The sequence below is a fragment of the Paraburkholderia sp. RL17-380-BIE-A genome, assembly GCF_046028085.1.
Classification (GTDB): Bacteria; Pseudomonadota; Gammaproteobacteria; order Burkholderiales; family Burkholderiaceae; genus Paraburkholderia.
In genome coordinates this window covers 207,146-232,728 of record NZ_JARESQ010000013.1, presented here as the reverse complement: position 1 = coordinate 232,728, position 25,583 = coordinate 207,146, and the positions used below count along the sequence as shown (strand labels likewise).

23 protein-coding genes are annotated in these 25,583 nt (G+C 61.4%); 10 read left to right on the top strand and 13 right to left on the bottom strand.

The features are described 5' to 3' along the window. Nucleotides 1-229 precede the first annotated feature (229 nt). Nucleotides 230-3,694 carry a hybrid sensor histidine kinase/response regulator gene (locus P0D68_RS22925; RefSeq protein ID WP_408302273.1) on the top strand — a complete coding sequence of 1,155 codons (3,465 nt, stop codon included), beginning with the start codon at nt 230-232 and terminating at the stop codon, nt 3,692-3,694. Continuing rightward, a complete protein-coding gene (locus tag P0D68_RS22920) occupies nt 3,687-4,745 on the top strand; it encodes a response regulator transcription factor (protein WP_408186435.1) in 1,059 nt (352 codons plus the stop codon). Before P0D68_RS22925 ends, P0D68_RS22920 begins: the two co-directional genes overlap by 8 nt. Before the next feature lie 59 nt (nt 4,746-4,804). On the opposite strand, the gene P0D68_RS22915 is transcribed toward P0D68_RS22920, so the two are convergent. Next, on the bottom strand, nt 4,805-5,338 hold the full coding sequence (locus tag P0D68_RS22915) for a GNAT family N-acetyltransferase (RefSeq protein WP_408302276.1): 534 nt from the start codon (nt 5,336-5,338) through the stop codon (nt 4,805-4,807). A 126-nt stretch (nt 5,339-5,464) separates the two neighbouring features. Continuing rightward, nucleotides 5,465-5,626: a hypothetical protein gene (locus tag P0D68_RS22910; protein WP_408302278.1), complete on the bottom strand. Its 162-nt coding sequence runs from the start codon at nt 5,624-5,626 to the stop codon at nt 5,465-5,467. Nucleotides 5,627-5,896: 270 nt separating this feature from the next. Here P0D68_RS22910 and P0D68_RS22905 point away from each other — a divergent pair, with 270 nt between their 5' ends. After that, nucleotides 5,897-6,094: a hypothetical protein gene (locus tag P0D68_RS22905; protein ID WP_091803705.1), complete on the top strand. Its 198-nt coding sequence runs from the start codon at nt 5,897-5,899 to the stop codon at nt 6,092-6,094. 109 nt (nt 6,095-6,203) lie between these two features. Here the strand turns inward: P0D68_RS22905 and P0D68_RS22900 are convergent, their stop codons facing one another. Further along, nucleotides 6,204-6,389 carry a hypothetical protein gene (locus P0D68_RS22900; RefSeq protein WP_091803709.1) on the bottom strand — a complete coding sequence of 62 codons (186 nt, stop codon included), beginning with the start codon at nt 6,387-6,389 and terminating at the stop codon, nt 6,204-6,206. 1,070 nt (nt 6,390-7,459) lie between these two features. Here P0D68_RS22900 and P0D68_RS22895 point away from each other — a divergent pair. Together P0D68_RS22895 and P0D68_RS22890 are read left to right on the top strand one after the other, a co-directional pair. Continuing rightward, the gene (locus P0D68_RS22895; RefSeq protein ID WP_091803712.1) at nt 7,460-8,443 is read left to right on the top strand and encodes a GlxA family transcriptional regulator; all 984 of its coding nucleotides are present in this window, start codon (nt 7,460-7,462) and stop codon (nt 8,441-8,443) included. Nucleotides 8,444-8,790: 347 nt separating this feature from the next. After that, on the top strand, nt 8,791-9,099 hold the full coding sequence (locus P0D68_RS22890) for a hypothetical protein (protein ID WP_091803715.1): 309 nt from the start codon (nt 8,791-8,793) through the stop codon (nt 9,097-9,099). Between the two features lie 23 nt (nt 9,100-9,122). Here P0D68_RS22890 and P0D68_RS22885 read toward each other — a convergent pair whose 3' ends face one another. The 4 genes from P0D68_RS22885 to P0D68_RS22870 form a co-directional block, all read right to left on the bottom strand. Then, a complete protein-coding gene (locus tag P0D68_RS22885; RefSeq protein ID WP_408302281.1) occupies nt 9,123-10,370 on the bottom strand; it encodes an enolase C-terminal domain-like protein in 1,248 nt (415 codons plus the stop codon). A gap of 53 nt (nt 10,371-10,423) precedes the next feature. After that, entirely contained in the window at nt 10,424-11,716 is a 1,293-nt protein-coding gene (locus P0D68_RS22880; RefSeq protein ID WP_091803722.1) for an MFS transporter, read from the bottom strand. 97 nt (nt 11,717-11,813) lie between these two features. Next, complete coding sequence (locus P0D68_RS22875; protein ID WP_408302283.1) at nt 11,814-12,581, bottom strand: SDR family oxidoreductase; 768 nt, start codon at nt 12,579-12,581, stop codon at nt 11,814-11,816. A 109-nt stretch (nt 12,582-12,690) separates the two neighbouring features. Beyond that, complete coding sequence (locus P0D68_RS22870; protein WP_286162109.1) at nt 12,691-13,413, bottom strand: FadR/GntR family transcriptional regulator; 723 nt, start codon at nt 13,411-13,413, stop codon at nt 12,691-12,693. A 246-nt stretch (nt 13,414-13,659) separates the two neighbouring features. On the opposite strand from P0D68_RS22870, the gene P0D68_RS22865 reads away from it, so the two are divergent. The 3 genes from P0D68_RS22865 (at nt 13,660) to P0D68_RS22855 (ending at nt 17,521) form a co-directional block, all read left to right on the top strand. Beyond that, nucleotides 13,660-14,331 carry a gluconate 2-dehydrogenase subunit 3 family protein gene (locus tag P0D68_RS22865; protein WP_408468755.1) on the top strand — a complete coding sequence of 224 codons (672 nt, stop codon included), beginning with the start codon at nt 13,660-13,662 and terminating at the stop codon, nt 14,329-14,331. 62 nt (nt 14,332-14,393) lie between these two features. Continuing rightward, complete coding sequence (locus tag P0D68_RS22860) at nt 14,394-16,166, top strand: GMC family oxidoreductase (protein ID WP_408302288.1); 1,773 nt, start codon at nt 14,394-14,396, stop codon at nt 16,164-16,166. A 2-nt stretch (nt 16,167-16,168) separates the two neighbouring features. Continuing rightward, nucleotides 16,169-17,521, top strand: a complete 1,353-nt coding sequence (locus P0D68_RS22855) for a c-type cytochrome (RefSeq protein WP_408302290.1) — start codon at nt 16,169-16,171, stop codon at nt 17,519-17,521. Between the two features lie 96 nt (nt 17,522-17,617). Here the strand turns inward: P0D68_RS22855 and P0D68_RS22850 are convergent, their stop codons facing one another. From P0D68_RS22850 to P0D68_RS22835, 4 genes are read right to left on the bottom strand one after another with little or no spacing between them, the layout of a single operon-like run. Then, on the bottom strand, nt 17,618-18,442 hold the full coding sequence (locus tag P0D68_RS22850; protein WP_408302292.1) for an amidohydrolase family protein: 825 nt from the start codon (nt 18,440-18,442) through the stop codon (nt 17,618-17,620). Beyond that, entirely contained in the window at nt 18,439-19,287 is an 849-nt protein-coding gene (locus P0D68_RS22845) for a sugar phosphate isomerase/epimerase family protein (protein WP_408302294.1), read from the bottom strand. Before P0D68_RS22845 ends, P0D68_RS22850 begins: the two co-directional genes overlap by 4 nt. Beyond that, complete coding sequence (locus P0D68_RS22840; RefSeq protein ID WP_408302296.1) at nt 19,284-20,024, bottom strand: SDR family NAD(P)-dependent oxidoreductase; 741 nt, start codon at nt 20,022-20,024, stop codon at nt 19,284-19,286. Before P0D68_RS22840 ends, P0D68_RS22845 begins: the two co-directional genes overlap by 4 nt. 19 nt (nt 20,025-20,043) lie before the next feature. Next, nucleotides 20,044-21,375: an MFS transporter gene (locus P0D68_RS22835; protein WP_408302298.1), complete on the bottom strand. Its 1,332-nt coding sequence runs from the start codon at nt 21,373-21,375 to the stop codon at nt 20,044-20,046. A 189-nt stretch (nt 21,376-21,564) separates the two neighbouring features. On the opposite strand from P0D68_RS22835, the gene P0D68_RS22830 reads away from it, so the two are divergent. After that, a complete protein-coding gene (locus P0D68_RS22830; RefSeq protein WP_408302300.1) occupies nt 21,565-22,479 on the top strand; it encodes a LysR family transcriptional regulator in 915 nt (304 codons plus the stop codon). Between the two features lie 224 nt (nt 22,480-22,703). Here P0D68_RS22830 and ctlX read toward each other — a convergent pair whose 3' ends face one another. Both ctlX and ocd read right to left on the bottom strand, forming a co-directional pair. Continuing rightward, nucleotides 22,704-23,642: a citrulline utilization hydrolase CtlX gene (ctlX, locus tag P0D68_RS22825; protein WP_408302302.1), complete on the bottom strand. Its 939-nt coding sequence runs from the start codon at nt 23,640-23,642 to the stop codon at nt 22,704-22,706. 50 nt (nt 23,643-23,692) lie between these two features. Beyond that, nucleotides 23,693-24,769, bottom strand: a complete 1,077-nt coding sequence (ocd, locus tag P0D68_RS22820) for an ornithine cyclodeaminase (RefSeq protein WP_408302304.1) — start codon at nt 24,767-24,769, stop codon at nt 23,693-23,695. A gap of 217 nt (nt 24,770-24,986) precedes the next feature. Here ocd and P0D68_RS22815 point away from each other — a divergent pair, with 217 nt between their 5' ends. After that, the gene (locus tag P0D68_RS22815; protein ID WP_408302306.1) at nt 24,987-25,418 is read left to right on the top strand and encodes an Lrp/AsnC family transcriptional regulator; all 432 of its coding nucleotides are present in this window, start codon (nt 24,987-24,989) and stop codon (nt 25,416-25,418) included. The last annotated feature ends 165 nt before the right edge of the window (nt 25,419-25,583 follow it).

The window sequence follows — 25,583 nt, the reverse complement described above, 5'->3', positions numbered from 1 at the left end:
GGGCGACCCGCGCTGGGAACCGGATGGCGGTGTCGACGCCACGAAAGGTAGGTAGCCAATTTGCGCGGCCCAATACGTCAGTTGACGTAGGGCGCGACGAAAATCCGCTCCCTATAATCGCGGCGGCGTGGCGTGCCCCAATGGCGCGAGGGGAAGGAGGCGAGCGCGAATGGAATGCAATTTGCATGGCCGCACCGCTAGCCACGGAATCCGCCGACGAAAGGCCTCGATGCACCAAACGCAACCACAGAACCCGCTGCCTGCGGGTCCCGCCACCCAAGCTGGGGCATCGCGCCCGCCCGCAGGCGGCACGCAGCGCATCGTCAAGATCCGCCGCGACTACAACGCGTGGGTCGGCGACGAGACGCTCGAGGACTACGCGCTGCGTTTCACGCCGCGCACGTTCCGGCGCTGGTCGGAATTCCGCGTCGCCAATACGGCGATCGGCGCGGTGTCGTTTCTGGTGCTCGAAGCGATTGGTGGCGCGCTGGTGGTGAACTACGGTTTCACCAACGCGCTCTGCGCGATCCTCGCCGTCTCGCTGCTGATCTTCCTGACGGGCATTCCGATCAGCTATTACGCCGCACGCAACGGCGTCGACATGGACCTGCTCACGCGCGGCGCGGGCTTCGGCTACATGGGCTCGACGCTGACCTCGCTGATCTATGCGGTCTTCACTTTCGTTTTTTTCGCGCTGGAAGCGGCCATCATGTCGCTCGCGCTGGAGCTGTATCTGAAGGTGCCGCTTTCCGTGGCTTACGTGATCAGCGCGCTCGTGATCATTCCGGTCGTGACCTTCGGCATTACGTTCATCAACCGTCTGCAGGGCTGGACCCAGCCGTTGTGGCTCGTGCTGCTGGTCGTACCGTACGTCGTGGTGTTGTGGCGTGAGCCGCATGTGCTCGCGCAATGGGTAACGTTTCGCGGCGTTTCGGGCAACGGCCACGAGTTCAATCTCGTCGCGTTCGGCGCGGGCTGCACCGTGGTGTTTTCGCTGATCGTGCAGATTGGCGAGCAGGTCGACTATCTGCGCTTTTTGCCGCCGCGCACGCGCGCCAATCGCTTTCGCTGGTGGGCCGCGCTGATCGCGGCCGGCCCTGGCTGGATCGTACCCGGCGCGATGAAAATGCTGGGAGGCGCGTTCCTCGCCTTTCTCGCCATCCAGCACGAGATCGATCCGGTCAAGGCCGTCGAGCCCACGCAGATGTATCTGGTCGCGTATCAGTACGTGTTCCACTCACCCGAAGGCGCGCTCGCCGCGATGACGCTGTTCGTCATCGTGTCGCAACTGAAGATCAACGTGACCAACGCGTATGCTGGTTCGCTCGCGTGGTCGAATTTCTTTGCACGGCTCACGCACAGCCATCCGGGGCGCGTGGTGTGGCTTGTGTTCAATGTGCTGATTGCGCTGCTGCTCGTTGAAATGGGCGTGTTCGAAGCCATCAGCAAGGTGCTTGCGCTGTACGCCAACGTGGCGATTGCCTGGATTGGCGCGGTGGTGGGCGATCTCGTCATCAACAAGCCGCTCGGGTATAGCCCGCGCCATGTCGAGTTCAAACGCGCACACCTGTACGACGTCAACCCGGTCGGCGTGGGCGCCATGCTGATCGCTTCGCTGATTGCCGCGCTCTCGCATGCGGGTGTCTTCGGCGCCACGGCTGAAGCGCTGTCGTCGTTCATTGCGTTGCTGGTCGCGTTCATCTGCGCGCCGCTGCTGGCCATCGCCACACGCGGACGCTTCTATCTGGCGCGCGACGGCCGCGACCTCGAACAGGGCGCGATACTGCGCTGCGTGATCTGCGAGAACACCTTCGAACGCGAGGACATGGCGCACTGCCCGGCTTACGCCGGTTCGATCTGTTCGCTGTGCTGCTCGCTCGATTCCCGCTGCAACGACTCCTGCAAACCGCACGCGCGGCTGCCGGCGCAATTCGGCAGCTCGATGCGCACGCTCTTTCCCAAGCTCAAGCTCGGGCCGGCGGGCTTGCGGCTCGCGCAGTACGCCGGGTTGCTAATCGCCGTGCTGACGCTACTCGGCGGCGTGCTGGCGGTGCAGTGGTATCAGAGCGTGCGCACCCTGCCCGATCTCGACACGACCGTCCACGACGTGCTGCTGCAGGGTTATCTCAAGGCGTTTTTCGCGCTGGCGCTGGTTGGGTGTATTGCCGCGTGGTGGCTCGTGCTCGCCAACGAAAACCGCAAGGTCACGCAGGAAGAATCGCAACGGCAAGCCGAATTGCTGATGCAGGAAATCGAGGCGCACCGCAAGACCGACGCCGCGCTTCAGCGCGCGAGCGCCGCGGCCGAATCCGCCAACCGTGCCAAGAGCCGCTATGTGACGGGGCTGAGTCACGAACTGCGCACGCCGCTCAACAGCATCCTCGGTTACGCGCAACTGCTGCTGCAAGGCACCGACGAACTGTCCCCGGCTCGGCGCAATGCCGTGGAGACCATCTATCGCAGCGGCGGGCATCTGCTGGCGCTGGTGGACGGGCTGCTCGACGTTGCGCGGATCGAGGCCGGCAAACTGCAGTTGAACGTAACCGAGATTTCGCTGCCCGATTTCGTCACGCAACTTTCGGCGATGCTGGAACCGCAGGCCACTGACAAAGGCCTGCAGTTCGAATTCCAGACGGGCGGGCGCATGGCGGAGGTGGTGCGCATCGACGAAAAGCGCGTGCGGCAGATTCTCATCAACCTGATCGGCAATGCGATCCGCTTTACCTCTCACGGTTCGGTGAAGGTACGCGCGAGCTATGCGTGGGAGACCATTACCTTCGAAATCGCCGATACCGGCCCCGGCATGCCGGCCACCGAGCTGGAACGGCTGTTCCTGCCGTTCGAGCGCGGCACGGCGGCGCGCGAACACGATCATGGCGCCGGGCTGGGATTGACCATCTGCCGCATGCTCACGGAGTTGATGGGCGGCAACCTGGAAGTGCAAAGCGAAGTGGGCAAAGGCACGCGCTTTATCGTCAAGCTGTTCGCGCCTGAAGTGCGTGCGCCGCAGTTGCTGGCGAGCGGCCCGCTCAACGTGAAGGGTTACGATGGGCCGCGCCGCACGGTGCTGGTCGTGGACGATCTCGCGGAGCAACGCCGCATTGTCGTGCAGACGCTGACGCCGCTGGGCTTTCACGTCGTGGAAGCCGCCAGCGGACCGGAGGCGCTGCAATGGCTCGGGACCGCGTCCGCGGATCTGATCGTGATGGATGTGTCGATGCCGGACATGGACGGCTTCGAGGCAAGCCGCCTGATTCGCGACAACCATCTGTCGGCCGCGCCGGTTCTGATCCTGTCGGCCAACGCATTCGCGGACGATCGCGACAAAGGCGCCGCAGCCGGTTGTGACGACTACCTCGCCAAGCCGCTCTACATTCCGCTCCTGCTCGACAAACTGGCCGCGCTGCTGCAGTTGCACTGGATTGTCGAGCCGACCGAAACCGCTGCGAGCGCCTCCCCCGTTGCACGCGCCGACGTGACGGCGAGCCTGCCCGCCACGTTGCGCGAGAAACTGCATGCGCAACTGGAAATGGGCTACGTGCAGGGCTTTATCGAACAACTCGACGCCGCCGAGCATGGCGCACCGGAACTCGCCAGCGTGCTCGAACCGTTGCGCGCGCTTGCGCGCCGCTTCCGGCTGACCGAACTCGCGCATCTGCTCGCGCCTACCCAGCAGGTCAATCCCGATGCATGACGACACTTTGCTCCTGCCGCCCGACACGCAACCGGACTTGCCCGACGGCAAACCGGTGGTGCTGATCGTCGACGACACGCCCGACAATCTCGCTCTGCTCTCCGATACGCTGCAGGCGTCCGGCTACGCGGTACTGGTGGCGCTCGATGGTCAATCCGCGCTGCAACGCCTCGCGCGCATTACGCCCGACGCCGTTCTGCTCGACGCGTTGATGCCTGGCCTCGACGGCTTCGAGACCTGCCGGCAGATCAAGGCCGATCCGCGCAACCGGCATCTGCCCGTGATCTTCATGACCGCACTGACCGATAGCGAACATGTGGTGCAGGGATTTCGCGTGGGCGGTATCGATTACGTCACCAAGCCGGTCAAGCCAAGCGAGGTCAGCGCGCGGATTGCCGCGCACGTGCAGCGTTCGCGCCAGCAGCGTCAGGCGGACAGGGTGCTGGAGATCGGAATGCGCGCGGCGCTGATCGCGGCGGCGAGCGGTGAAATCAGATGGCAGAGCGATCTGGCGCGGCAACGGCTCGCGTGGTATGAGACGGGCCGCAAGCTGACAGAAGGGGGAAATGATGACGGAGGCTGCCTGGTTTCGGCTTCGTTGACACCCAGCCGTGCTGACGAAGCCACGCTGTTGCATCACCCGCTCGTCGAAGCCGGCCCGCGGCTGCCTGCAGTGCTGGCGCAATGGCTCGCGCGCTGGATCGAAGCCGGCTGCGACCTGCAAGCCGCCTTCGAGACCGCCGCCGACCGCGTGCGCCGCGTGGCGCGTGTACTGGGACCCGCGACGCGCGGCGAATGGGTGATCCTGCTGGAAGAATTCGACGACGCCGCTCATACCAGCGCCCTCGCCTCCCAATTCGGCCTGACGGCGCGAGAAGCGGAGGTGCTGCTGTGGCTCTCGCGCGGCAAAACGAACCGGGATATCGGCGACATTCTCGGCATGGCGCCACGCACGGTGAACAAGCACCTCGAACATGTGTTCGGCAAGCTGCATGTTGAGACGCGCGCGGCTGCCGCAGCGATTGCGGCGAAGGCGAGCACGCGGTATTGAAGCAACTGGACAACGGCGGGTTCGGTCGACGCACCGGGTGCGGCACCGGCCAGAATTGTCTATCCCTTGTTTGTGGGCGGTTGGCCAGGAATACGGTACACGACAGACTTGTACTTTGGCGTTACACGGCCTTCCACGATGACACCGCCAAGAGATTCGGCAATGCGGCGGCTGGGTCGGTTTTCCTCGGCGACCGGATACGTAAAGCTCTTACAGCCTATTGCGCGCGTTGCCCATTGTGCAACCAAAGTTACAGCTTCACGGCCAAAGCCCTGCCGATGGCGATCTTCACGAATCCAGATGCCGAGTTCCGGAGCCTCGGTCCTTACGTGATGAAGCCCTGCCAATCCGAGAAAACTCCCGTCAGCGCGTTGACGCACCACGAAGACGTAGTCCGATCCGTCGTCTATCTTCGGTATCCAGGACCGCCAAACAACATTGAAATCATGCCGGGAAGCGGGAGGCTCCCACCCCATGTAGCGGGTCAGCGAGGGGGTGATGCACATGAAGGCGGCGTCCGCATCGTCGACCGAAAACGGCCTGATCGAGAGCCGCGCTGATTCAAGCCAAATATCCGTCTGTCGCTGCACCATCTGCCGCCACCCTTTGAGCGTCGTCTATATGTCTACGATTGTCGAGGAATCAGAAACCTGCGTCGACTGTCGATTCATGGCTGGATGCATGGCCCGTACCGTAATCAGCCGTTGCGCCTCAGCGCCTCAAACGCCGGTTGAAAGAGCAACTTTCTGCCAAAGCTCTTCAAGCGATTTTATTCCCGGCCGATGGTCAAAAACAAAAGTTGTGCCCCCCCCCGATTGGGGCGAAACCTTGGCATCGCCATTGCATGTTTGGACCGATTCAGCCTGAATCAGCGCTTTCATATGTCCTGTTCGGTCAAGAGCGTGACTTCATCCGCCGTGTGCGTCCGCCGCCCCCTTCGAGCGACTAAACTGGGCTTCGGTCTTTCGAGGGGGCTTCTCTCAAGCGAACCCCACCCCTCGATTTTTCGGCCTGCCGCTCCCTCGGGCGGCAGGCTCTTTTTCGTGGACCTCTTCAATATCAGGCCGTACGCATGACGACTGCCGGCCTCACCATCGGGTGAAAGACGACCCGCTCCAGTTGCAAAACCGCATGACGCTTTCGAGGAAAGCATGCAACTACCGCACGTAGATAATTTCATCAAGGATTGGCAACACGGCGTCACCTACAACATCTGCGCCTATCGCAAACTTTCAGGGCAGGAGATGGCGCGCGCGATGCAAGTCTTCATTCAGCAACAGGGCGAGCGTCAACCGAAGCAAGGATCGGTTGTCAAGATTTTCTCTGTGATCGGCCTTGGGGACCCTTAGCCGACGTGATGTGTCAGACACGTCCGCGATCGTGCGCGTGACGTCTCGCTGGGCAATAGCTCCGAAGCGCGCCGAATGGGAGCACACGCCGCCGTGCCGACGCCGCGGTCTAATCGAACATTGACAGCAGTTCTGCAATGTCAGCGTCAGGCAATCGCTTGGCGAGCATGTCCCAGAAGATCACGTCGCGCATTGCGCTGGCATCTTCGGCCGTTTTCCACTCGCGCGCACCAACAATGGAATTGGCCGTTTCGCGAGCTGCGGAAACAATTGTCTGAATGTCTTGTTTGTGCATGAATCCGTTAACGGTCACGCGTAGAGCTTATTTAGCCTGAGGCGCAATCGTTTGCTAAAAATTTTTTCCACCTCGACCCGGCCGCAAGACGATGCATGTGCGGTGAACGAGTTGAAGATAGCGCTCCACATGATACAAGCGCGTTCCGTGCGCAAGGAGACAGGAAACTCCTTACTCGAAAACCCGCGCGGATCGCGAAGCCACGCCTGCTGAACACCGACAGGCCACACACGCCGGAAAGACTGCCAGGCGGGCAGCCGGCGCGAATTCATAGCTCTGGTTGATCCGGAAGGAAATCGACACGCTCAACGCTCGTGCCCGGACCGATGCCGAACGCACCGACTCGTGATGACAAGGCTCCGAAGTGACGGGAGAGTCGGCTTGCGAGGGTGTCACATTGAACAAATGTGAAGGCGGTCGTTTCCTGGGACGTATCGTGTTGCAGCATCCTCGGCAGATGGACAGTGCCGGCGACGGGCGACGACCTATATGGTCCCATCTCCAAGCGCACGGCCTGACCGACCGGACGTCATTCTAACGCTCCCGATGTGTTGCACCACTTTGCGGCGGTTATCGGAAAGCTTCTGTCCGAGAAGACCAAACCTCGGGACGCCATGCGCGAGGAGCTGAGGCACCCACTTCCCGATACCAATGGCAGACATTCGTGACAGTGCACCACGCGACGAAGCGGAAGCACCCAAGTGAGATAAACCTAACCGCAAATACATTCCTCGCGATATATTTCGCCCATATTGGCCATTTCGCCAATATCGGACAGCAATAATTCCGCTTCGCTGATAAATGAAGAATATATGCGCTATACATTCCGTCTCGCTTCTGTTGAAAATTGCACCGGCAATTTCGAAACATTACCCGCCTGCCGGGACGAATCAGACGCCCAGCAAGGCTGTGGACCACCTGACTATTCCGTGTCGTAAACAGCCAACGTGTTGGCCAATTCAGCCATGAAATATTGTCGTCAGAATCAAACGTATAGCATGAGCCAATAAGAAAAAGACAGGGTCTTGGGGAGAAGACTTTGCAGACCACAAATTTCCGGGGAAAAATAAATGGATTTGGTACATACTCTGCCGCGCAATTCACGGCAAAGTGCCGTGCCGATGCAAACCAGCGCTCTGACTCGCGTCGACATCGCACTGTTCAATGGTTTCGCATTGCCTAAGGTCGCTGCAATCATCGAGATTTTTCAGAAGGCTAACTCGCTCGCCGCGACACAGCGATCGGGCCGCGCACGCTACGACGTCTCGTTGCTCTCCGCGGCGGGTGGGCGCATTGCCAGTTCGTCATCGGTATTCGTCTGGACCGACGACGTCCAGTCGCACCGAGGCACGAACGAGTCACACCTGTTGTTCATTGCAGGCGGTCCGGGCGTGCAGCAGGCGTGTCGCGACGAGCGATTGAGTGACTGGCTGCGCCGCAGGCATCCGTTCAGCGAGATCGTGCATCCGATCGCGGAAGGGCAGTTGCTGCTCGCGGCGGCCGGGCTACCTAGTCGCTACTGTCCGCTTCTTTATGGAGGCAGCGAAGCCCACGGCCTGCATCCGGCGCGATCGCTGACAGAAGCGCCGAGTGCCGTCATGACGGCGCTGCGCATCGTCGAAGAGGATCTCGGCGCCGATCTGGCACAACAGGTCGCCGGGTCGATCGCGCCTCAGCCGAAAGCGCCCTTCAACGCGTCGCTCACGCTTGGCGCGACGCCCCAGATCAGCGAGAAAATCCTGGCGTCGGCGCGTTGGCTGGAAGCGAACGTCGATCGTCCCATCTCAATCGACGACGCGGCGCAGGTCGCGGCGATGAGCGAGCGCAACTTCCTACGCCGCTTCAAGAGTGAGATCGGCATCACACCCTCCGACTATCTGCTTCGCGCGCGTTTGAATATGAGTTGCCGGATGCTGGTCGAATCGCGTCTGCCGGTCGACAAGATCGCGCGCCGTTGCGGTATTGGCAGCGGCGGGCAGTTGTCGAAGCTGTTCAGAAAATATCTGGCGACAACACCGACTGATTACCGGATGCGCAACCAGGTGGCACCGTAAAAGTCTCCCCACGAAGGTGCGGGGTCAACGGGATGCGATTCAATCGCTCCTCGCCGACGAACAGGTGCTGGCGTATGAGTCGCAGACCCGGCTAACAGACTGCGAGTCTTGCGAAGACGGGTCTGAGCAACCGCTTGACGGACGGCGACCCTTGACTCTATCGGCCAAGATTGTGGTTCATTCAGCCGAGCTTTCGTTGCGCTAATAGAGCTTCAGTAACATTCAAACCTGTCGATTCGTTCTTCAATGCGCAAGGACGATCGCCCCAACCAACTGGCCATTCGATCCCAAAGTTTGAATGAATGGCTTTTTATTCCGACGGTTCAACGTAGCGAGTGCATAGGAGTATGGGCGAGTTCATTCCAGAGTATCTGATCCGCGAACAGGCGGCGGTGGGTGCGCTCGTTCTGTTCGCCATTATGCGCATTGTCTGCGCCGCCGTCGCCTTCGAGAAGGGATGGCGCATATCCGTCGTGCAAGCTTATTGCATTGCTATCGCAGCGCTTTACTGCCTTCCCCAGCTATTCGATCTGTTCGTGTACTCGTATGGAATGCAGGCCGCGACTGCGGCCGCGGAACTCGAGGGTAAAGCAGCCGGCTCTGCGATTGCCCTCTTTTTCGCCCCGATTCTGAGTCACAGGCTCGGCTACGAATAGTTGCCCTTCAAGTTTTCGGCCCTTCACGGCGTCTGCAACGTCCCGTCTTTCAACCTTGTCTGAGTCCACGTCGTAACGCTGATCTCGCACGGATATTTCGCCGCCTCGGCTTCATCGAGATCCACGCCGAGACCGGGTTTGTCATTCGCATAGACGTAGCCATCCCTGAACTCGGGAAGCCCTGGGAAAACGTCGAGCAACGCAGCCTGCGGACCTTTGAGGTCCTGGATCACGAAGTTGGGCGGCTCGGTGCCGGACCACTCCTGCACGCCGAAATTACGCGCGGCGAGGTCGATATGGATATTCGCCGCATGCGCCATCGGCGACATGTCGCCCGGTCCGTGCCACGCCGTCCTTACGCCAAACTGCTCGGCGAAAATCTGCAGCTTGCGTCCGGCCGTGATGCCCCCGATCTGGCTCAAATGCACGCGAATATAGTCGACAAGACGTTCGGTGATCAGAAAGCGCCATTCGTACGGATTGTTGAATAGCTCACCCTGAGCCAACGGCGTGGTGGTCTTCGCGCGTAATTGCCGCATCCATTCGCCCTCTTCGAGCGCGATCGCATCTTCGAGAAAGAACAGATCGTATTGCTCCAGTTCGCACGCAAAGCGGATCGCTTCAACCGGTTTGAGACGTTCGTGCACGTCGTGGCACAACGCGACGTCGAAACCGATCTTGCTGCGAATGCCGTCGAACAGCTTGAGGGTTTCGCGCATGTACTTTCGGCTGTCGAGATACACGCCCTCCGCCGAACCCGAAGGCGCACTCGACGGCGCCTTGCCATAGCCGCCCCCGCCATAGCCGCCGCTCTGGCAGCGAATATGCGTGATGCCCTGCTCGCGATACTTCTGGATGTTCTCGCAAAGTTCATTGAGGTCGCGGCCGTCGGCATGCCGGTAAATCGGCACGCCTTCACGGCACTTGCCGCCGAACAACTGATACAACGGCATATTGGCCTGCTTGCCCTTGATATCCCACAACGCCATATCGATGCCGGAGATCGCGTTGTTCTCGATCGGCCCATTGCGCCAGTAAGCGTTCTGATGCATCAATTGCCAGATTTCCTCGATCGCCGCGGCATCGCGTCCAATCAGCAGCGGCCGCAAATATTCCTCGATCAGACATTTGACCGCTACGTGGCGGTAAGCAAATGTCGCGCAGCCGAATCCGACCAGACCCGGCTGGTTGGTCTCCACCTTCACGACGATCAGGTTGATGCCTTCCGGCGCGGTCAGAATGACCTTTACATCGGTAATCAAAGTTGCCATTTTTCAGCCTGCCAGAAACGAATCAGAGAGAACCAGTCGGCACGGTCAGCGTATTACGTGCGATTCAACGAGAGCGGCGCTTCACGCTTCGCACGCTGATCGGAATGCGCGGGCACGGTCATCATCAGGATCACGGAGAGCAGCAAGCCGCCCGCCATGAAAATGTACGAAGCCGCCGGGCTGCCGGTCGCGCCGTTCAGATAGCCCACCACCCACGAGCCCGCGAAAGCACCGAGCGCGCCGCATGCGTTGATGAGACCGATCGCGCCGCCGAGCACGTTGCTCGGAATCAACTCCGGCACCAGCGCGAAGAACGGACCGTACGGCGCGTACATCGTTGCGCCCGCCACGACCAGCAGCGCGAACGATATCCAGAAATGCGAGCCGCCGATCAGATACGACGCGACGAACGCAACCGTGCCCACCAGCAGCAACGGCCATACGAACAGCTTGCGATTGCGTGTCTTGTCCGAGAGCCACGAGGCGAGCAGCATGAGGATGATCGCGGCGAGATACGGCACGGCGGCGAGCCAGCCGACCGAAACGATATCGATCGTGGACGCTGCCTTGAGGATCGACGGCAACCACATGATGAAGCCGTACACGCCGATGCTCCAGAGCGCGTGGATCGCGCAGAACTTCATCACGATCGACGAACGCAACGCCGTCTTGTAGTCGCGCACCGGCGCAATGTCGGCCTGCTCGGCTTTGAGGCGCGCGGTGAGTTCGGTCTTTTCGGCTTCGCTCATCCACGGCGCGTCGGCCGGACGGTCCTTGACCGTGAACCACCACACCACCGCCCAGATGAGCGCCGGCGCACCTTCAATAACAAACATTTCACGCCAGCCGAAACTGCGCACCAGATAGCCCGATACCACCGACATCCACAAGACCGTCACCGGATTGCCGAGAATCAGGAAGGTGTTGGCGCGCGAGCGCTCGGTCCGGGTGAACCAGCGGCTGATGTACATCAGCATCGACGGCATGACGGCGGCTTCCACCACGCCGAGCGTAAAGCGCAGCACCATCAGCATCGGAATATTGCTGACCATGCCGGTTGCGGCCGCGCACAGTCCCCACAGAATCAGGCTGAAGAAGATCAGCTTCTTCACGCTGTTGCGCTGCGCGTAGATCGCGCCGGGCACCTGGAACAGGCAGTAGCCGAGAAAGAACAGCGAGCCGATCAGCGAGGACGTGCCGTGCGTGATCCCGAGATCCCTGTCGATCCCGGCAGCGGCGGCAAAGCCGTAATTGGCGCGATCGAGATAGGCGAGGCTGTATGTAATGAAGATGATGGGCATCAGATACCACCATCTTTGAGTTGCTACGGGCTTGACGCTTTCCATGATGTCTCCGGATCGGTACGGCGCATACAACGGTTGACTGCGCGCGAGTCGTTTATTTGTTCTGCTGTACTCGCGCGGACCTGCATTCAATAAAGTTTCAGAGTACGGCCAGCCATCCGCCGTCCACGTAAATGATCTGGCCGTTCACATAGCTCGACGCAGGCGACGCGAGAAAGACCGCCGTGCCGACGAGTTCTTCCGGTTTGCCCCAGCGTTTCGAGGGGTTGCTGCTTTTCACCCATGCGTCGAAAGCGGCGTTCTCGATCAGCGGTTTGTTCATGTCGGTGAGGATGTAGCCAGGGCCGATCGCGTTCGCCTGGATATCCGAGGCGGCCCACTCGGCGCTCATCGCGCGGGTCAGCATCTTGATGCCGCCCTTCGCCGCGGTGTAAGCGCCGACTGTCGCGCGGCCTGCTTCGCTCGTGAGCGAACCGATGTTGATGATCTTGCCGCCCGTGCCGCGCGCGATCATGCGTCGCGCCGCCTGCTTCGCGACGATGAATGCGCTCGTCAGGTTGGTGTCGATCACGCGCTGCCAGTCGCTCAGTTCGAGATCGACGAGCGGCTTGCGAAACTGGATGCCCGCGTTATTCACGACAATGTCGATCTGCACGCCGTCCTTATCCCACTGCGCGAAAGCCTCGGCGACAGCGGTCTCGTCGGTGACGTCGAATGCGCGACCCAGTGCCTGGTAACCCTTGCCGGCAAGTTTGCCGACCGACTCGGCAACCGTATCCGCGCGCGTGCCGTTGAGCACGACGCGCGCGCCCGCCGCGGCCAGCCCCTCGGCCAGCGCAAAGCCAATGCCGCGTGCCGAACCGGTGACGAGCGCCGTGCGGCCGGTGAGATCGAATAGTTGGGTCATGCTGGATCCTCTGTGCAATCGGGAGAAAAGGCGCGAGTACGCCCATCGCGACGGCGCTGCGCGTCGCGTTTCAAGTTCATGGGGTGGCTGTCCGCGAGAGAGGCTTGCGTCAGGCCGGTTGATCGTTGGCGGTGTCGTTCAATGCCGCGCGGTCTTCGAAATCCTGCTCGGCGCGTTTGATGAGCGTGAGTACGGCCTGTTCAGCGGCCTCCGGATCGCCCTGCTCGATCGCGATGCACAGCGCCTCGTGCATGGGCAGTGAACGGGCCGGACCACCGGCGATTTCCGAGCTGAGCTCGAAGCTCGTGCGGAGAATCGCCGACAGCGCGTTCTGCATCTGCTGGACGAACTGGTTGTGACAGGCCGCCAGGATCGCGCCGTGAAACGCGAGGTCGGCGGGAACGTACTCGCCGTGGCCAGCCACCGCGCGCTCCATCGCCTTGAAGGCACGGCGCACCGCCACGCGATCTTCCGGCGTTGCGCGTTTGGCGGCGAGTTTGGCGGCGTTCGGTTCGATGATCAGGCGCAATTCCATCAGGTCTTCGATCAGACCCGGCTCGACCGTGCCGGCGCGCGCGCGCCAGGTGATCACGTCGGGATCGAACAGTTGCCACTGCGAGCGCGGCAGCACGATCGTGCCGTAGCGGCGGCGTACCTGCAGCATGCCCTTGGCCGAGAGCGACTTCATCGTCTCGCGGATGGTGATGCGGCTCACCTGCATCTGCTCGGCCAGAATCGGCTCGGCGGGAAGGATATCGCCGGGCATGAACTTGCCTGAACAGATCTGTTCGCCCATCTGGTTCAGGACCTGCCTATGTAACGTCGCCACCATTCACTCTCTAGGTCATACGTATGATGTAGAAGATAGGCGTGTACCGGTTCCATGGCAACCAGGGATGACCCTCGGGGTGCGTTCCGCCCTGACCACGTTTTGACTCAATTTTAACTAACCAGTTAGAATATATTGGAATCGGAGATTCGGGACGAGTCACGAGCCTTCTATTTTTGTTCGCATTTGCGATGATTTTCTGGGGAAAACGACGTGTTACGCCGTAAGTTTTTATCGTCAATGGTCCTGATGGCTGCGGGCATCGCAGTCGCCAAGGCCCGTGTGATTTTCGGCGGCATGCCGTGGTTCAAGGATCCGGTAGTGCTGCCGGAGCCAGTGCTGGCGGACGGCTGGAAGTTCTTCACGGCTCAAGAGGTCGCCGCTGTCGAAGCAATCGCCGACCGGCTGATTCCGTCGGACGAATTGAGCATCGGCGGCAAGGAAGCGGGCTGCGCGCTCTTCATCGATCGCCAGTTGAGCGGCGACTACGGCCGTGCAGCCACGCAATACCGGCTGGGAGAATTCAAGCCGGGCACGCCGAGCCAGGGTCCGCAGATCAAGGACACGCCCGCCGAGCGCTATCGCGCGGGCCTGAAGTCGCTCGACGACCACTGCAAGCAGAATTTCAGCGGCAAGGCCTTCAATGCGCTTTCGCCCGAGCAGCAGGATGGTCTTCTCAAACAGCTCGAAGCCGGCGCGCTCGCGCTCGGCAGAGTCGATTCAAAGGCCTTCTTCAACCTGGTTCTACAGAACGTGCGCGAAGGGTTCTTCGCCGATCCGATCTACGGCGGCAACAAGGACATGGCCGGCTGGAAGATGCTCGGCTTCCCCGGCGCGCAATACGATTTCCGCGACGTGATCGGCCGTCAGGGCGAAGACCTGAAGATCATTCCGATCAGCCTCATCAGCCGCAAGAGCTGACGCGCGCGGATCCAATTGCATCACTGCATCACTGCACCCCACTGCAACAAGCGGAGAATTACATGGCACTCAAACGTGCTAAGGCCGACGCCGTAATCGTCGGTCTCGGCTGGGCCGGTTCGCTCATGGCGAACGAATTGACCCAGGCAGGTCTGAACGTGGTCGCGATCGAACGCGGCGCATGGCGCGATACCAGCAGCGATTTCCCCACCACGGTCGACACCGACGAACTGCGCTTCGCCACGCGCCGCGCGCTCATGCAGCCGCCCGCCGTCGAAACGCTGACGTTTCGCAACACGTCGGATCAGAACGCGCTGCCGCTGCGCGACTGGAACACCTACCAGTTCGGTATCGGCGTGGGCGGTGCCGGTACGCACTGGAATGGCATGACGTGGCGCTTCCTGCCGAACGACTTCCAGACCTATACGAACACGGTCGAGCGTTACGGCAAGAGCAAATTCCTCGAAGGCATGCAGGTGCAGGATTGGGGCGTGACGTACGCCGACCTCGAACCGTTCTACGACAAGTTCGAGCGCCTCGCCGGCACTTCGGGCCGTGCGGGCAACATTCAGGGCAAAATCCAGGAAGGCGGCAACCCGTTCGAAGGTCCGCGCAATCGCGACTATCCGTTGCCGCCGCTCGAACGCACACGGGTCGCAACGATCTTCGATAAAGCTGCGCGCGAGCTCGGCTATCACCCGTTTCCGGTTCCTGCCGGCAATACCTCAGGCGCGTATGTGAATCCGCTGGGCGTCCATATGGCGCCCTGCACGTATTGCGGCTACTGCGAGTTCTTCGGTTGCGGCAACTGGTCCAAGAGCAGCCCGCAGGCGTGCATCATGCCCGCGCTCATGCAGCGCAAGAATTTCAGCGTGATCACCGAATCCGAAGTGCTGCGCGTGAACCTCGCCGAAGACAGGAAAACGGCGACCGGTGTCACCTTCGTCGACCACGACAACAACGAGTGGGAGCAGCCCGCCGACATCGTCGTGATCTCGGCCTACCAGATGGACAACGTGCGCCTGATGCTCCTGTCGGGCATCGGCAAGCCATATAACCGCGAAACCGGCGAAGGCGTGGTCGGACGCAACTACGCGTATCAGACCATCTCGGGCGCGTCGATTTTCTTCGAAAACGAGCGGCTCAATCCGTTCATCGGCGCGGGCGCACTCGCGCAGGCGATCGACGACTTCAACAGCGACAACTTCGACCACAGCAACCACGATTTCATCGGCGGCGGCGTGGCGCTCGTGCACTCGACCAACGGGCGGCCGATCGGTTTGAGCAATGGCGTGCCGCCCGGCACGCCGCGTTGGGGCAGCGAGTGGAAGAAGGCGTATCAGCACGCTTACCAGAACTACAACTCGATCTACGTAATGGGCAACAGCTATCCGCATCGCGACGTGTATCTCGATCTCGACCCGGAGTACAAGGACCGTTTCGGTCGACCGCTTTTGCGCGTGACGTTCGACTGGATCGAAAACGACAAGCGCTCGGCGAAGTTCATGGCCGACAAGTCCGAAGAACTCGGCCATGCAATGGGCGCGAAAACCGTTGTGCGCAGCGAGCCGACCACCAGGCCGTTCTCGCCGATGGACAATCTGTCCTCGCATACGACCGGCGGCGCGATCATCGGCGACGATCCGAAGACCAGCGCACTCAATCGCTACCTGCAAAGCTGGGACGTGCATAACACCTTCGTGGTGGGCGCGTCCGCGTTTGCCAACAACGGCGGCTACAATCCGACCGGCACCGTCGGCGCCACCACGCTGTGGGCCGCGGAAGCGATCAAGTCGCAGTATCTGAAATCGCCCGGCCCGCTGGTGAGGATCTGAACGTGCGCGCCAAGACATTCATCGGTTCATTCAGCGCGGTGGTGCTCGCCGCCGCGGCTTTCGTCGCGTGGGATCATGCGGGCGATGCGCACGCGCAGAACAACCCCAACGCGCAGAGCAACGCCGACAGCCAAAGCGCGTTGAACGCGCCTTCGCCGAAGGCCGCGCCACTTTCTTCCGCCGATTCGGACGCCGTCAAGCGCGGCCTGTACCTGGCGCGCGCCGGCGACTGTATCGCCTGTCACACGGCCGAGGGCGGTAAGCCCTTCGCAGGCGGCCTGCCGCTGGAAACGCCGTTCGGCAAGATCGTCGCGAGCAATATCACGCCCGACAAGGATACCGGCATCGGCACCTGGAGCGACGCGGAGTTCATTCGCGCCGTCAAGGAAGGACGCGGCAAGCACGGCGAATTCCTGTACCCGGCGATGCCTTATACGGCCTATGCGAAGGTCAGCGATCAGGATCTGCGCGATATCAAGGCGTATCTGGATACCGTCCCGCCTGTGAACAACAGGGTCGACGCGAATCAATTGCCCTTCCCGTTCAACATCCGCATGCTGATGTTCGGCTGGAATCTGCTGTTCTTCGACAAGACGCCGTTCAGGAATGACGACAGGCAGTCGGTGGAATGGAATCGTGGCGCCTATCTGGTCGAAGGGCTCGGTCATTGCGCGTCCTGTCACACCGCGAAGAACTTCCTCGGCGGCGACGAGGCCGCGTTGCAAGGCGGCTCGCTGCAGGGCTGGCACGCACCTGAAATTACGGGCAATGCGTACACGGGGCTCGGCAAGTGGTCGACGGATGACATCGTCGAATACCTGCATACAGGTGGCAACAATCGCAGTGTCGCGTCGGGCCCGATGGCCGAAGCGGTGACGAATTCGCTGCAACACCTGAGCACTTCAGACCTTCATGCAATGGGCGTGTACCTGAAGAGCTTGCCGGGATCCGATCGCAAGCCAGCGGCAGCGCTTGCGGCAAACGACTCCACCATGACGCTCGGCCACTCGCTGTTCATGGCGAACTGCGCCGCGTGCCACCGTTCGTCAGGGCAAGGCGTGACGGGCATGGTGTCGTCGCTCGCGGATAGCGCGGGTGTACAGGCACCCGATCCGACCAATATGCTGCGCACGATCCTGATCGGCAGCCGCGGCGCTGTGACGCAAAGCAATCCGACCGGCGCGGCCATGCCGAACTTCAGCTGGAAGCTGACGGACGGCGATATCGCAGCGATCTCGACGTATGTGCGCAATAGCTGGGGCAACGCGTCGGCGCCGGTCTCCGCCGACGATGTCAAGAAAGCCCGCAGCAGTCTCGGCGCACAATCGGCAATCGGTGTGGCGCAGAACCGCTAGCAGGTCACGCGCCTATTCTTGCAATGTCAAAAGCCGGCGTGGTGTCACGCCGGCTTTTTTGCGTCGCGAGCCATTCAGCGCATTTCACAGGTCTGGCTAAAAGCCGAACAGGCTGCGAGGCGTCGTCCACAAGACGCGGCGGCGCGCGTCGGCATCGGGAATCAGGCGCTGAAGCAGCGTCAGCAGCGGGGCATAATCCATCCGCACCGGCGAGCGCAGGAACGGCCAGTCCGAACCCCAGACGCAACGATCCGGTCCGAAGGTGCGAAGAAGTTGCCGCGCGAAAAACTGCGCATCTTCGTACGGATAGTCCAGCTGCGAAAACTTCTGCAGACCGGAAATCTTGACGACGGTGCGATCGGTATCGGCAAGACGCAGCAGCGACTGAAAACCTGGCTGGTTGATACCGGCCGCCGGCTCGGGTCGACCGCAATGGTCGATGAGCAACCGCGTCGCGGTTCGCGCGATCAGCGGCTCGAGTGCGACCAGTTGATCACCCGTCACCTGAATCTGCGCGAACATATCGAGGTCGGCCAGCATGCCGAAAAGTGGCTCGGCATGCTTCATCGCTTCGACACCTTCCATTGCCGGATTAAAGGCGACGCCGACCACGCCCGCAGCCTTCATTTCCTGCAGCGCTTGCCGGCTCACATCTCGGTCCACCACGGCAATGCCTTTGAAGCGATGTCCATGCTGCGCAATGGCGTCGAGCATGCAGCGATTGTCCGTGCGGTAGCCGCTCGTCGGCCCGACTAGCAACGCATGCTGCACGCCGCACGCATCCATCACGCGGGCAAACTGCGCAGCGGTGCCGATTTCCTGCATCGACGGCCGGTACGCGGTGTCGGCGCGATAGGGAAAGCGTGCGGGATCGAAGACATGGTTGTGACAGTCGATCTTCTCTTCGTCGAAAATTGTCATTGGAGGGACTCTCCGAGAGATCCGCGGCGGCGGCGTGCCGTCTCGAACAGAGCGTACGTGCTTCGATAGGCGAGGTCGAGCCGTTCTTTCACGGGCAGCGACGGCATCGGCATTTCCACACTCACGGCCGTGCCGACAGGCAGCGCGTCCAGCAGATCGTCGAGCGGCAATGCACCCTGACCGGGAGGCAAGCGGCCAGTGCGTGCCTCGAGAATCGTCGCTTCGTCACCGACGGGATCGTCGTGCGACGCGTCGCAAAGCTGTACCGCTTGCAGCATTCCCGGCGGCAGTGCCCGGATGTCCGCCGCACTGCCGCCCGAGCGCGCGAGATGCAACGCATCGACGAGAATCGCGAGATTTGCACTGCCCGCGCGCTCGACAATCGAGCGTGCCTCACCCAGCGTGCCGACGTGGCGCCAGCGCATGAACTCAAGATCGACGCGCAAACCATATCGCGCGGCAAGTTCGCACAAGGCCGCGACGTTGGCGGCCAGCCGCGCTGCGTCGGGGTCGTCGCCGGAAATCGTCACGCATGCAGCGCCCAGATCGGCGGCTGCATCGAACATGGGCGCATAGGACGCCACGTCGATCTCGGGCAACACCGGAATGAACTCCACGTCCTGCACTGTCATGCCTTCGTCGGCGAGAACGCGTTTGAGTGCGCGATGCGCTTCGCTACCCACCACGGACGGATAGGCGATCGCACCTGGCGACGTGGGGTTGGACCTGAGCCCCACCGCGTCGAAGCCCGCGCGCCGCGCTTGCACGACCCACTCCACCGGAGCCAGCTCCAGCGCCGTGAGATGCGCCACCGCAAGCTTTGGCGCTAATGTGGAAGCGTTCAATATGTCGCCCTCCCGCCAGTCAGATCGAAAGTAAAGCCGCTCGTGAAGCTGCATTCGGGACTGGCGATCCAGCTGACCATCGCGCCGACCTCTTCGATCTGCAGAAAGCGGCCCATCGGAATCTTGGCTTTGCTCGCCTCGATATGCGCGTCGGACATCTCTTTGAACAGCTCGGTTTCGACCATTGCCGGCGCGACGCAGTTGATCAGCACGTTGTCCTTCGCCAGTTCCTTCGCTGCTGCTTTGGTGAATGCGATGACACCCGCTTTCGCCGCCGAGTACCCGGAGATGAACTGTACCCCCTCCTTACCCGCGATCGACGCCACGTTGACAATGCGGCCGCCGCCGCGTGCGCGCATATGCGGAATGGCGGCACGGCAACAGTAAAACACGCTGTTCAGATCCACGGCGATCACACGTTCCCACGCATCCACGGGATATTCCCAGCACGGCGCGACCGGCCCGTTGATTCCCGCGTTATTCACGAGAATATCGACCTGTCTCAAAGCGTCGAGCGTGGCCGCGAATGCCTGCTCGACCGAGCCGATCGAGGCGACATCCACCTGCTGCAAATGGTCCGGTGTGAAGCCGAGCCGTTGCGGGTTGCAGTCGCTCACATCGAGGTCCCATAGCGCCACGCGCGCGCCATCCGCTTTCAGCTTTTGCGCGATACCGAGGCCAATGCCACGCGCGGCGCCCGTGACGATGGCCACTTTTCCGTCGAGAGAGCGAGTCATATCCGGTTACTTCCTTTCGTTAAGAGATGATGTTCTTGAATTCGATGCGCTTGATATCGCCGACCACGAAGATGTACGACAGCGCGCCAACCAGCGTGACGGTCGAAATGAAGGCGAGCGCGTAGACGAACGACCCCGTCGCGTTGACGATCAGGCCGATCACGAGCGGCGTGACGATGCCCGCCGCGTTGGCGAACAGATTGAAGATGCCGCCGCTCAGACCCAGCAATCCTTTAGGCGCGATGTCCGAGACGATCATCCAGGCGAGCGCCGACATGCCTTGAGCGAAGTAGGCGACACACAGAATCGCGATGACCATGGCGGTCGATTCGACATAGTTGGCGAGGACAATGCTCGACGCCGCCAGCAGACCGGCGATGACCGGCAGCTTGCGCGACCAGTTCAACGAGATGCCACGGCGCAGCATGGCGTCGGAAATCCAGCCGCCCGCAAGCGTTCCCACCGATGCGGCGATGAAAGGCAGCACCGCGATCAGCCCAACCTTGAGCCACGGCATATGACGCTCGGTCACGAGGTAAGTCGGGAACCACGTCAGAAAGAACACGTTGGTCGAGTTGCAGGCGAACTGACCGATGCAGATGCCAAACATGCTGCGCCGCTTGAGCAGCGCGCCGATATCGGACCAGCGGAAGTTCGTGGCCTTCTGGCTGCCGTCGACCACGCCACCGCCCTGCGCGATATAGTCGAGCTCGGCCCGATTCGCGCTCTTCGACTGGTGAGGCTCATGAAAGCGCATTAACCACACGCCGCCGAACAGCACCCCGACCGTGCCGACGATACCGAACAGCGCGCGCCATCCATAGCGTTGTTCCAGCCAGAACAGCAACGGACTCAGGAACGCCAGCCCCACGTATTCCGCGAACGTATAGATGCCGGTCGCTCTAGCGCGCTCGCTCTGCGGAAACCAGATCGCCACGACGCGGCTATTGGTCGGAAAACACGGCGCTTCGGCAATGCCGATCAGAAGACGCATGATCAACAGCGACACAAAGCCGGTCGCCAGACCCTGCAAACCCGTGAACAGCGACCAGAGCGTGAGCGCGAAGAAATAGGTCCAGCGGGTGCCGACGCGGTCCAGCATCACGCCGCCGGGAATCTGGGATGCGGTATAGGTCCACGAAAACGCTGAAAAGATCACGCCCATCAAGGCCGGATTGAGGCCGAGTTCGTGACTCATGCTCGGCGCGGCAATGCCGGCGACGCTGCGATCCAGATAGTTGATCATCGTGCCGACCGCCAGCAGCGCGAGGATGCCGAAGCGGGCGCGGGTTCGCCGCGCGGTCGTGGCGACGTCGATTGTCGCGGCGCCTGACTGAGTTGCGTGGTTCATGGTGTCTCCATCCTGTCTGCTTTCTGGCGCGGCGCGCGTTGCCGGTCCAACCGGAGCGCGTTACGCGATGCGGAAGTCGGGCTCCCGTTGAGCAGATACTAGATAGGTGACGCGCGCTTGTCGTATGCCGAGTTTCAGCTACCCTATAACTTTTGGTTAAGATCTCCGGATACGCGTTCTGGAGGATCCATGCGGTTCAAGCTGAGGCAAATGGAAGTGTTTCGCGCGGTCATGCTGACCGGGTCGATCAACGCGGCGGCGAAGATGCTCTACGTGTCCCAGCCCGCGGTCAGCAAACTGGTTTCCCACACGGAAACCACGCTGGGACTGCGCCTCTTCGAACGCACCAAGGGGCGGCTCATCCCGACGGCGGAAGCGCAGGCGCTATTCAGGGAAGTGGAGCAGGTCTATCAGGCGGCGCTAAGCGTCGACGAATTCGCGCGGGCGTTGGCGCTCGGGCCGGCGAGCCTGTTGCGGGTGTCGTGCAGTCCGTCGTTGGCGACCTCGATCGTCGCGCCCGCGATCGTCGAGTTGAAGCGGCAGTTGCCGGCGCTGAGCGTGGACTGGCACACCACGCTGATGGCCGACATGCCGCTCGAAGTCCTGAGCAAGGCCGTCGACGTAGCCATCACGTCAATGCCGATCGAACATGAACATCTCGACGTGGTGCCGTTCATGCGTGGCAGGATGGTCTGCGTGGTGCCGCCCGGTCACCGCCTCGCCGCAGCCGAACCCATTGCACCCAGCGAGTTGATCGGCGAACCCATGGTTCTGTTTCGGCGCGACATTCCGTTCGGCACGATGATCGCGCGCGCGTGCCAGCAAGCCAATGTGGAACTGGAATCCGTGGTGGACGTCACGCGTGCCGATCAGGCGCTGGCGCTCGTCAAGGGCGGTCTCGGGCTCGCCATTGTCGACGAGTTCGCCGCGGAGGCACAGGGTTTGATCATCCGCCCGCTGGTCGAGGAACTCGAACTCGTCTCGACGTTTGTCTATTCGAAGTTCTCTCCCCCATCGCGCAACACCGCACTGTTGATGCACGCGGTCTACGAGCAGGCGCAGCGGATCGATCGGCATATTCATGGTGTGTCGCTGCCGGAGTGAGGCCGCAATGGCAGCGCGCCGTACCCGACCGCTGATATGGATGGAGGCCGACACTGCCGATGTTGCGCTGGCGTCGTAGTCCACAAGCACGCCCATGTTGCCCCAAAAAACGCATCACAAAATCGCAGCGGTCGGCACATTCAGCAGAGCGCCGTTTGCAGAGGAATGCCGGATAGTCCGAAGGCACTTCTACGAGTGCGTCGCTCTCGATAACATGGATAGGCTCAGCGCCTCGCGAGATGGACGCCCGCGAGCATGCATCGCACGGACCCGCCTGCCATTTCGATGGTCGGCACCTCCAGCGGAAGCAACTGCGCGGAGCGCTCGATCAGCTCGCGCTGCTGGTGCGTGAGGCACTCGAAAGCGCGCCTGGAGAGCGCGAGCACCCGTCCATCCCGGCCCGACAGTTCGAGTGCGTTGCCGGCGAAGCTCGCGATCTGTGCATTCTCCAATGCGATCACCGTGCGACCGGTCTCCGTGAGACGCCGGTGAATATCGTCGCGGCGCTTCGGGTCGACGATCAGATTCATGCCGACCAGCGCGAACTCGGTGGCGACGCTCATCATGACGTTAGTGTGATAGACCGGGTGACCATCGGCATCGGCTGTGTCAAAGCATATCGGTTCAAAGTTGAAATGCGTACAGAACCGTTCCAGCGCAACAGGATCCGCTCGGCGTGAGCGCGCCGTATAGGCGATACGAGCGATGTGATCGAGCACCATCGCGCCCGTGCCCTCGAGAAAGACGTCGTCGTGCTCCAGCCCGGAATAATCGATCACGTCCTGAACGCGATATTCGCTCTTGAGCATCTCGATCACGTCGGCCCGGCGCTCGCGCCGGCGGTTGACGTTATGCATTGGATACAGCGCAACATGACCGCCGGGATGGGTCGAAAACCAGTTATTGGGGAAGACGGAGTCCGGCGTGCCCCGCTCTCCATGATCGTCGAACAGATGGACGCACACGCCCGCAGCACTCAGCACACGCGCGGCTTCGGTGACTTCCGCGTGTGCCGCGGCAGCCAACGACTGTGCCGTGCCTTCGCCGCCACACGGCGCGCTGCGCTGAAAAGCGTTGTCGGCGGCGGTCTCGGGGTTCGGAAGAAAACGATGCGGGCGGATCATCACGACCGAGGCCGGCGCTTGAATCGACAGAAGTGTCATGGATTGCGAGGGACGAAAGACAGTGGGAACGACGACGGGCTACGTTAGATTCAGCGGGCGAATGCGAGGACGTCGGCCGCCCCGAGTGCTGGCTCCGACGCTTTTTCCTGAGACGCGCCGATTAGCGCGAACAGATTCTTCGGATCAGTGGCAGGCGGGATCAGCGAGATTTCGACGCCCGCATTGTGCTGACGCGCGAGCCCGTCGAGGTAACGAAGCGCCGAATAGTCTTCGAGCGCGAAACCCACTGAATCGAACACCGTGACTTGCGTAGCACTATCGCGCCCGGCTGCTTCGCCTCGCAGGACGCGCCACAGTTCCGTGACGGGGAAGTCGGCGGGCAGTTGCTGGATGTCGCCTTCGATTCGAGTCTGCGGTTCGTATTCGACAAACACACGCCCCATGCGCAACACGTCGGCATGCAACTCCGTCTTGCCCGGACAATCGCCGCCGACAGCATTCAAATGCATACCGGGAGTGATCATGTCGGGCGTCAGGATGGTCGCGTAAGCTTTGTCGGCTGTCACTGTCGTGACGATATCCGCGCCGCGCACAGCTTCAGCGGTGGACGCAGCCCGCACGGTACGCAGCGCCGGAAATGCAGACAGGTTGCGTACGAGCTTGTCCGTCGCACGCTCGTCGAGGTCGAACAGTCTGATCTCCTCGATGCCCATTAGCGTGTGGAATGCGATTGCCTGAAACTCGCTCTGTGCGCCATTGCCGATGAGCGCCATTGTTCTGGATTCCGGCCGCGCGAGTGCCTTTGCCGCAAGTACCGACGTGGCGGCCGTGCGCAGTGCGGTGGTGAGCGTCAATTCCGCAAGGAGAAGCGGATAGCCCGTGTCGACGTCGGCCAGCGCACCGAACGCCATCACGGTATGGATGCCTCGCTCTGCGTTGACCGGATGGCCATTGACGTACTTGAACGCGAACAACCGTGAATCCGCAACGGGCATTAACTCGATCACGCCCTCCCGCGAATGGCAGGCCACGCGCGGCGACTTGTCGAAGTCGTTCCATCGAACGTAGTCGGCATGCAACGTGTCGACGAGTTCACTCAGGAACCGTGGGACACCTAATGAAGCGATCAGTCTGCTGGTAGCAGGCACATCGAGGAAGCGGGTCATGGGGTTTGTCCCCTGGGTTGGGCGCGGCTCCGCGAGCCGCCTGATAAGCCATTATTTCCGCAACCCAGGCCAACAAAAAGTGTCCACTTATGACAAAATAGCTGCCTAAATGAGCAATTTGCCCATGCTGAATGGCAATTTGTTTATCTGACGCAACCATTGCCGTCAACGAACGGCAAAGCGCCCGTTTCAGCGTCATGCAAAGGAAGCGAATTACATGATCAGCCTTGACGACGTGGACCATCAGCTCATCGCGCTGTTGCGCGACAACGCGCGCACGCCAGTCGTCACACTCGCACAACAGTTGCGGGTGGCACGGGCAACGGTTCAGAACCGGTTGACCCGGCTGGAAAAGAACGGCGTGATCGTCGGCTATACGGTGAAGTTGAAGCCGGCCGTGGAAAAGCACCGGATTTGCGGGCTGATGTCGATTGCCGTGCAGGGCAATCGGGCGGCAGAGGTCGTGAAGGTGTTGCGTGGTCATCCAAACGTCGCCACGATTCACAGCACCAACGGGCGTTGGGACCTCATTGCGGAACTGCTGGCGGACTCGCTGGAGAATTTTGATCGCGTACTCGGCACGATCCGTTTGATCGACGGCATTGCCAGCACGGAAACCAGCATTCTCTTGTCGACACACAAAGCGTGATCGCGGCACGCACGGCGCGCCATGCCCAAGCCTGCTGTTCCAGGCGTTTCCCGCCAACAGCCGCGCGCATGCACCTCCTGATTTGCATCCGCGATCATTCGCTCCATTAATACAAAGGATTAGAAAACAGACTTTTACTTATTCTTTTTGGTTTCCGATAAAGGC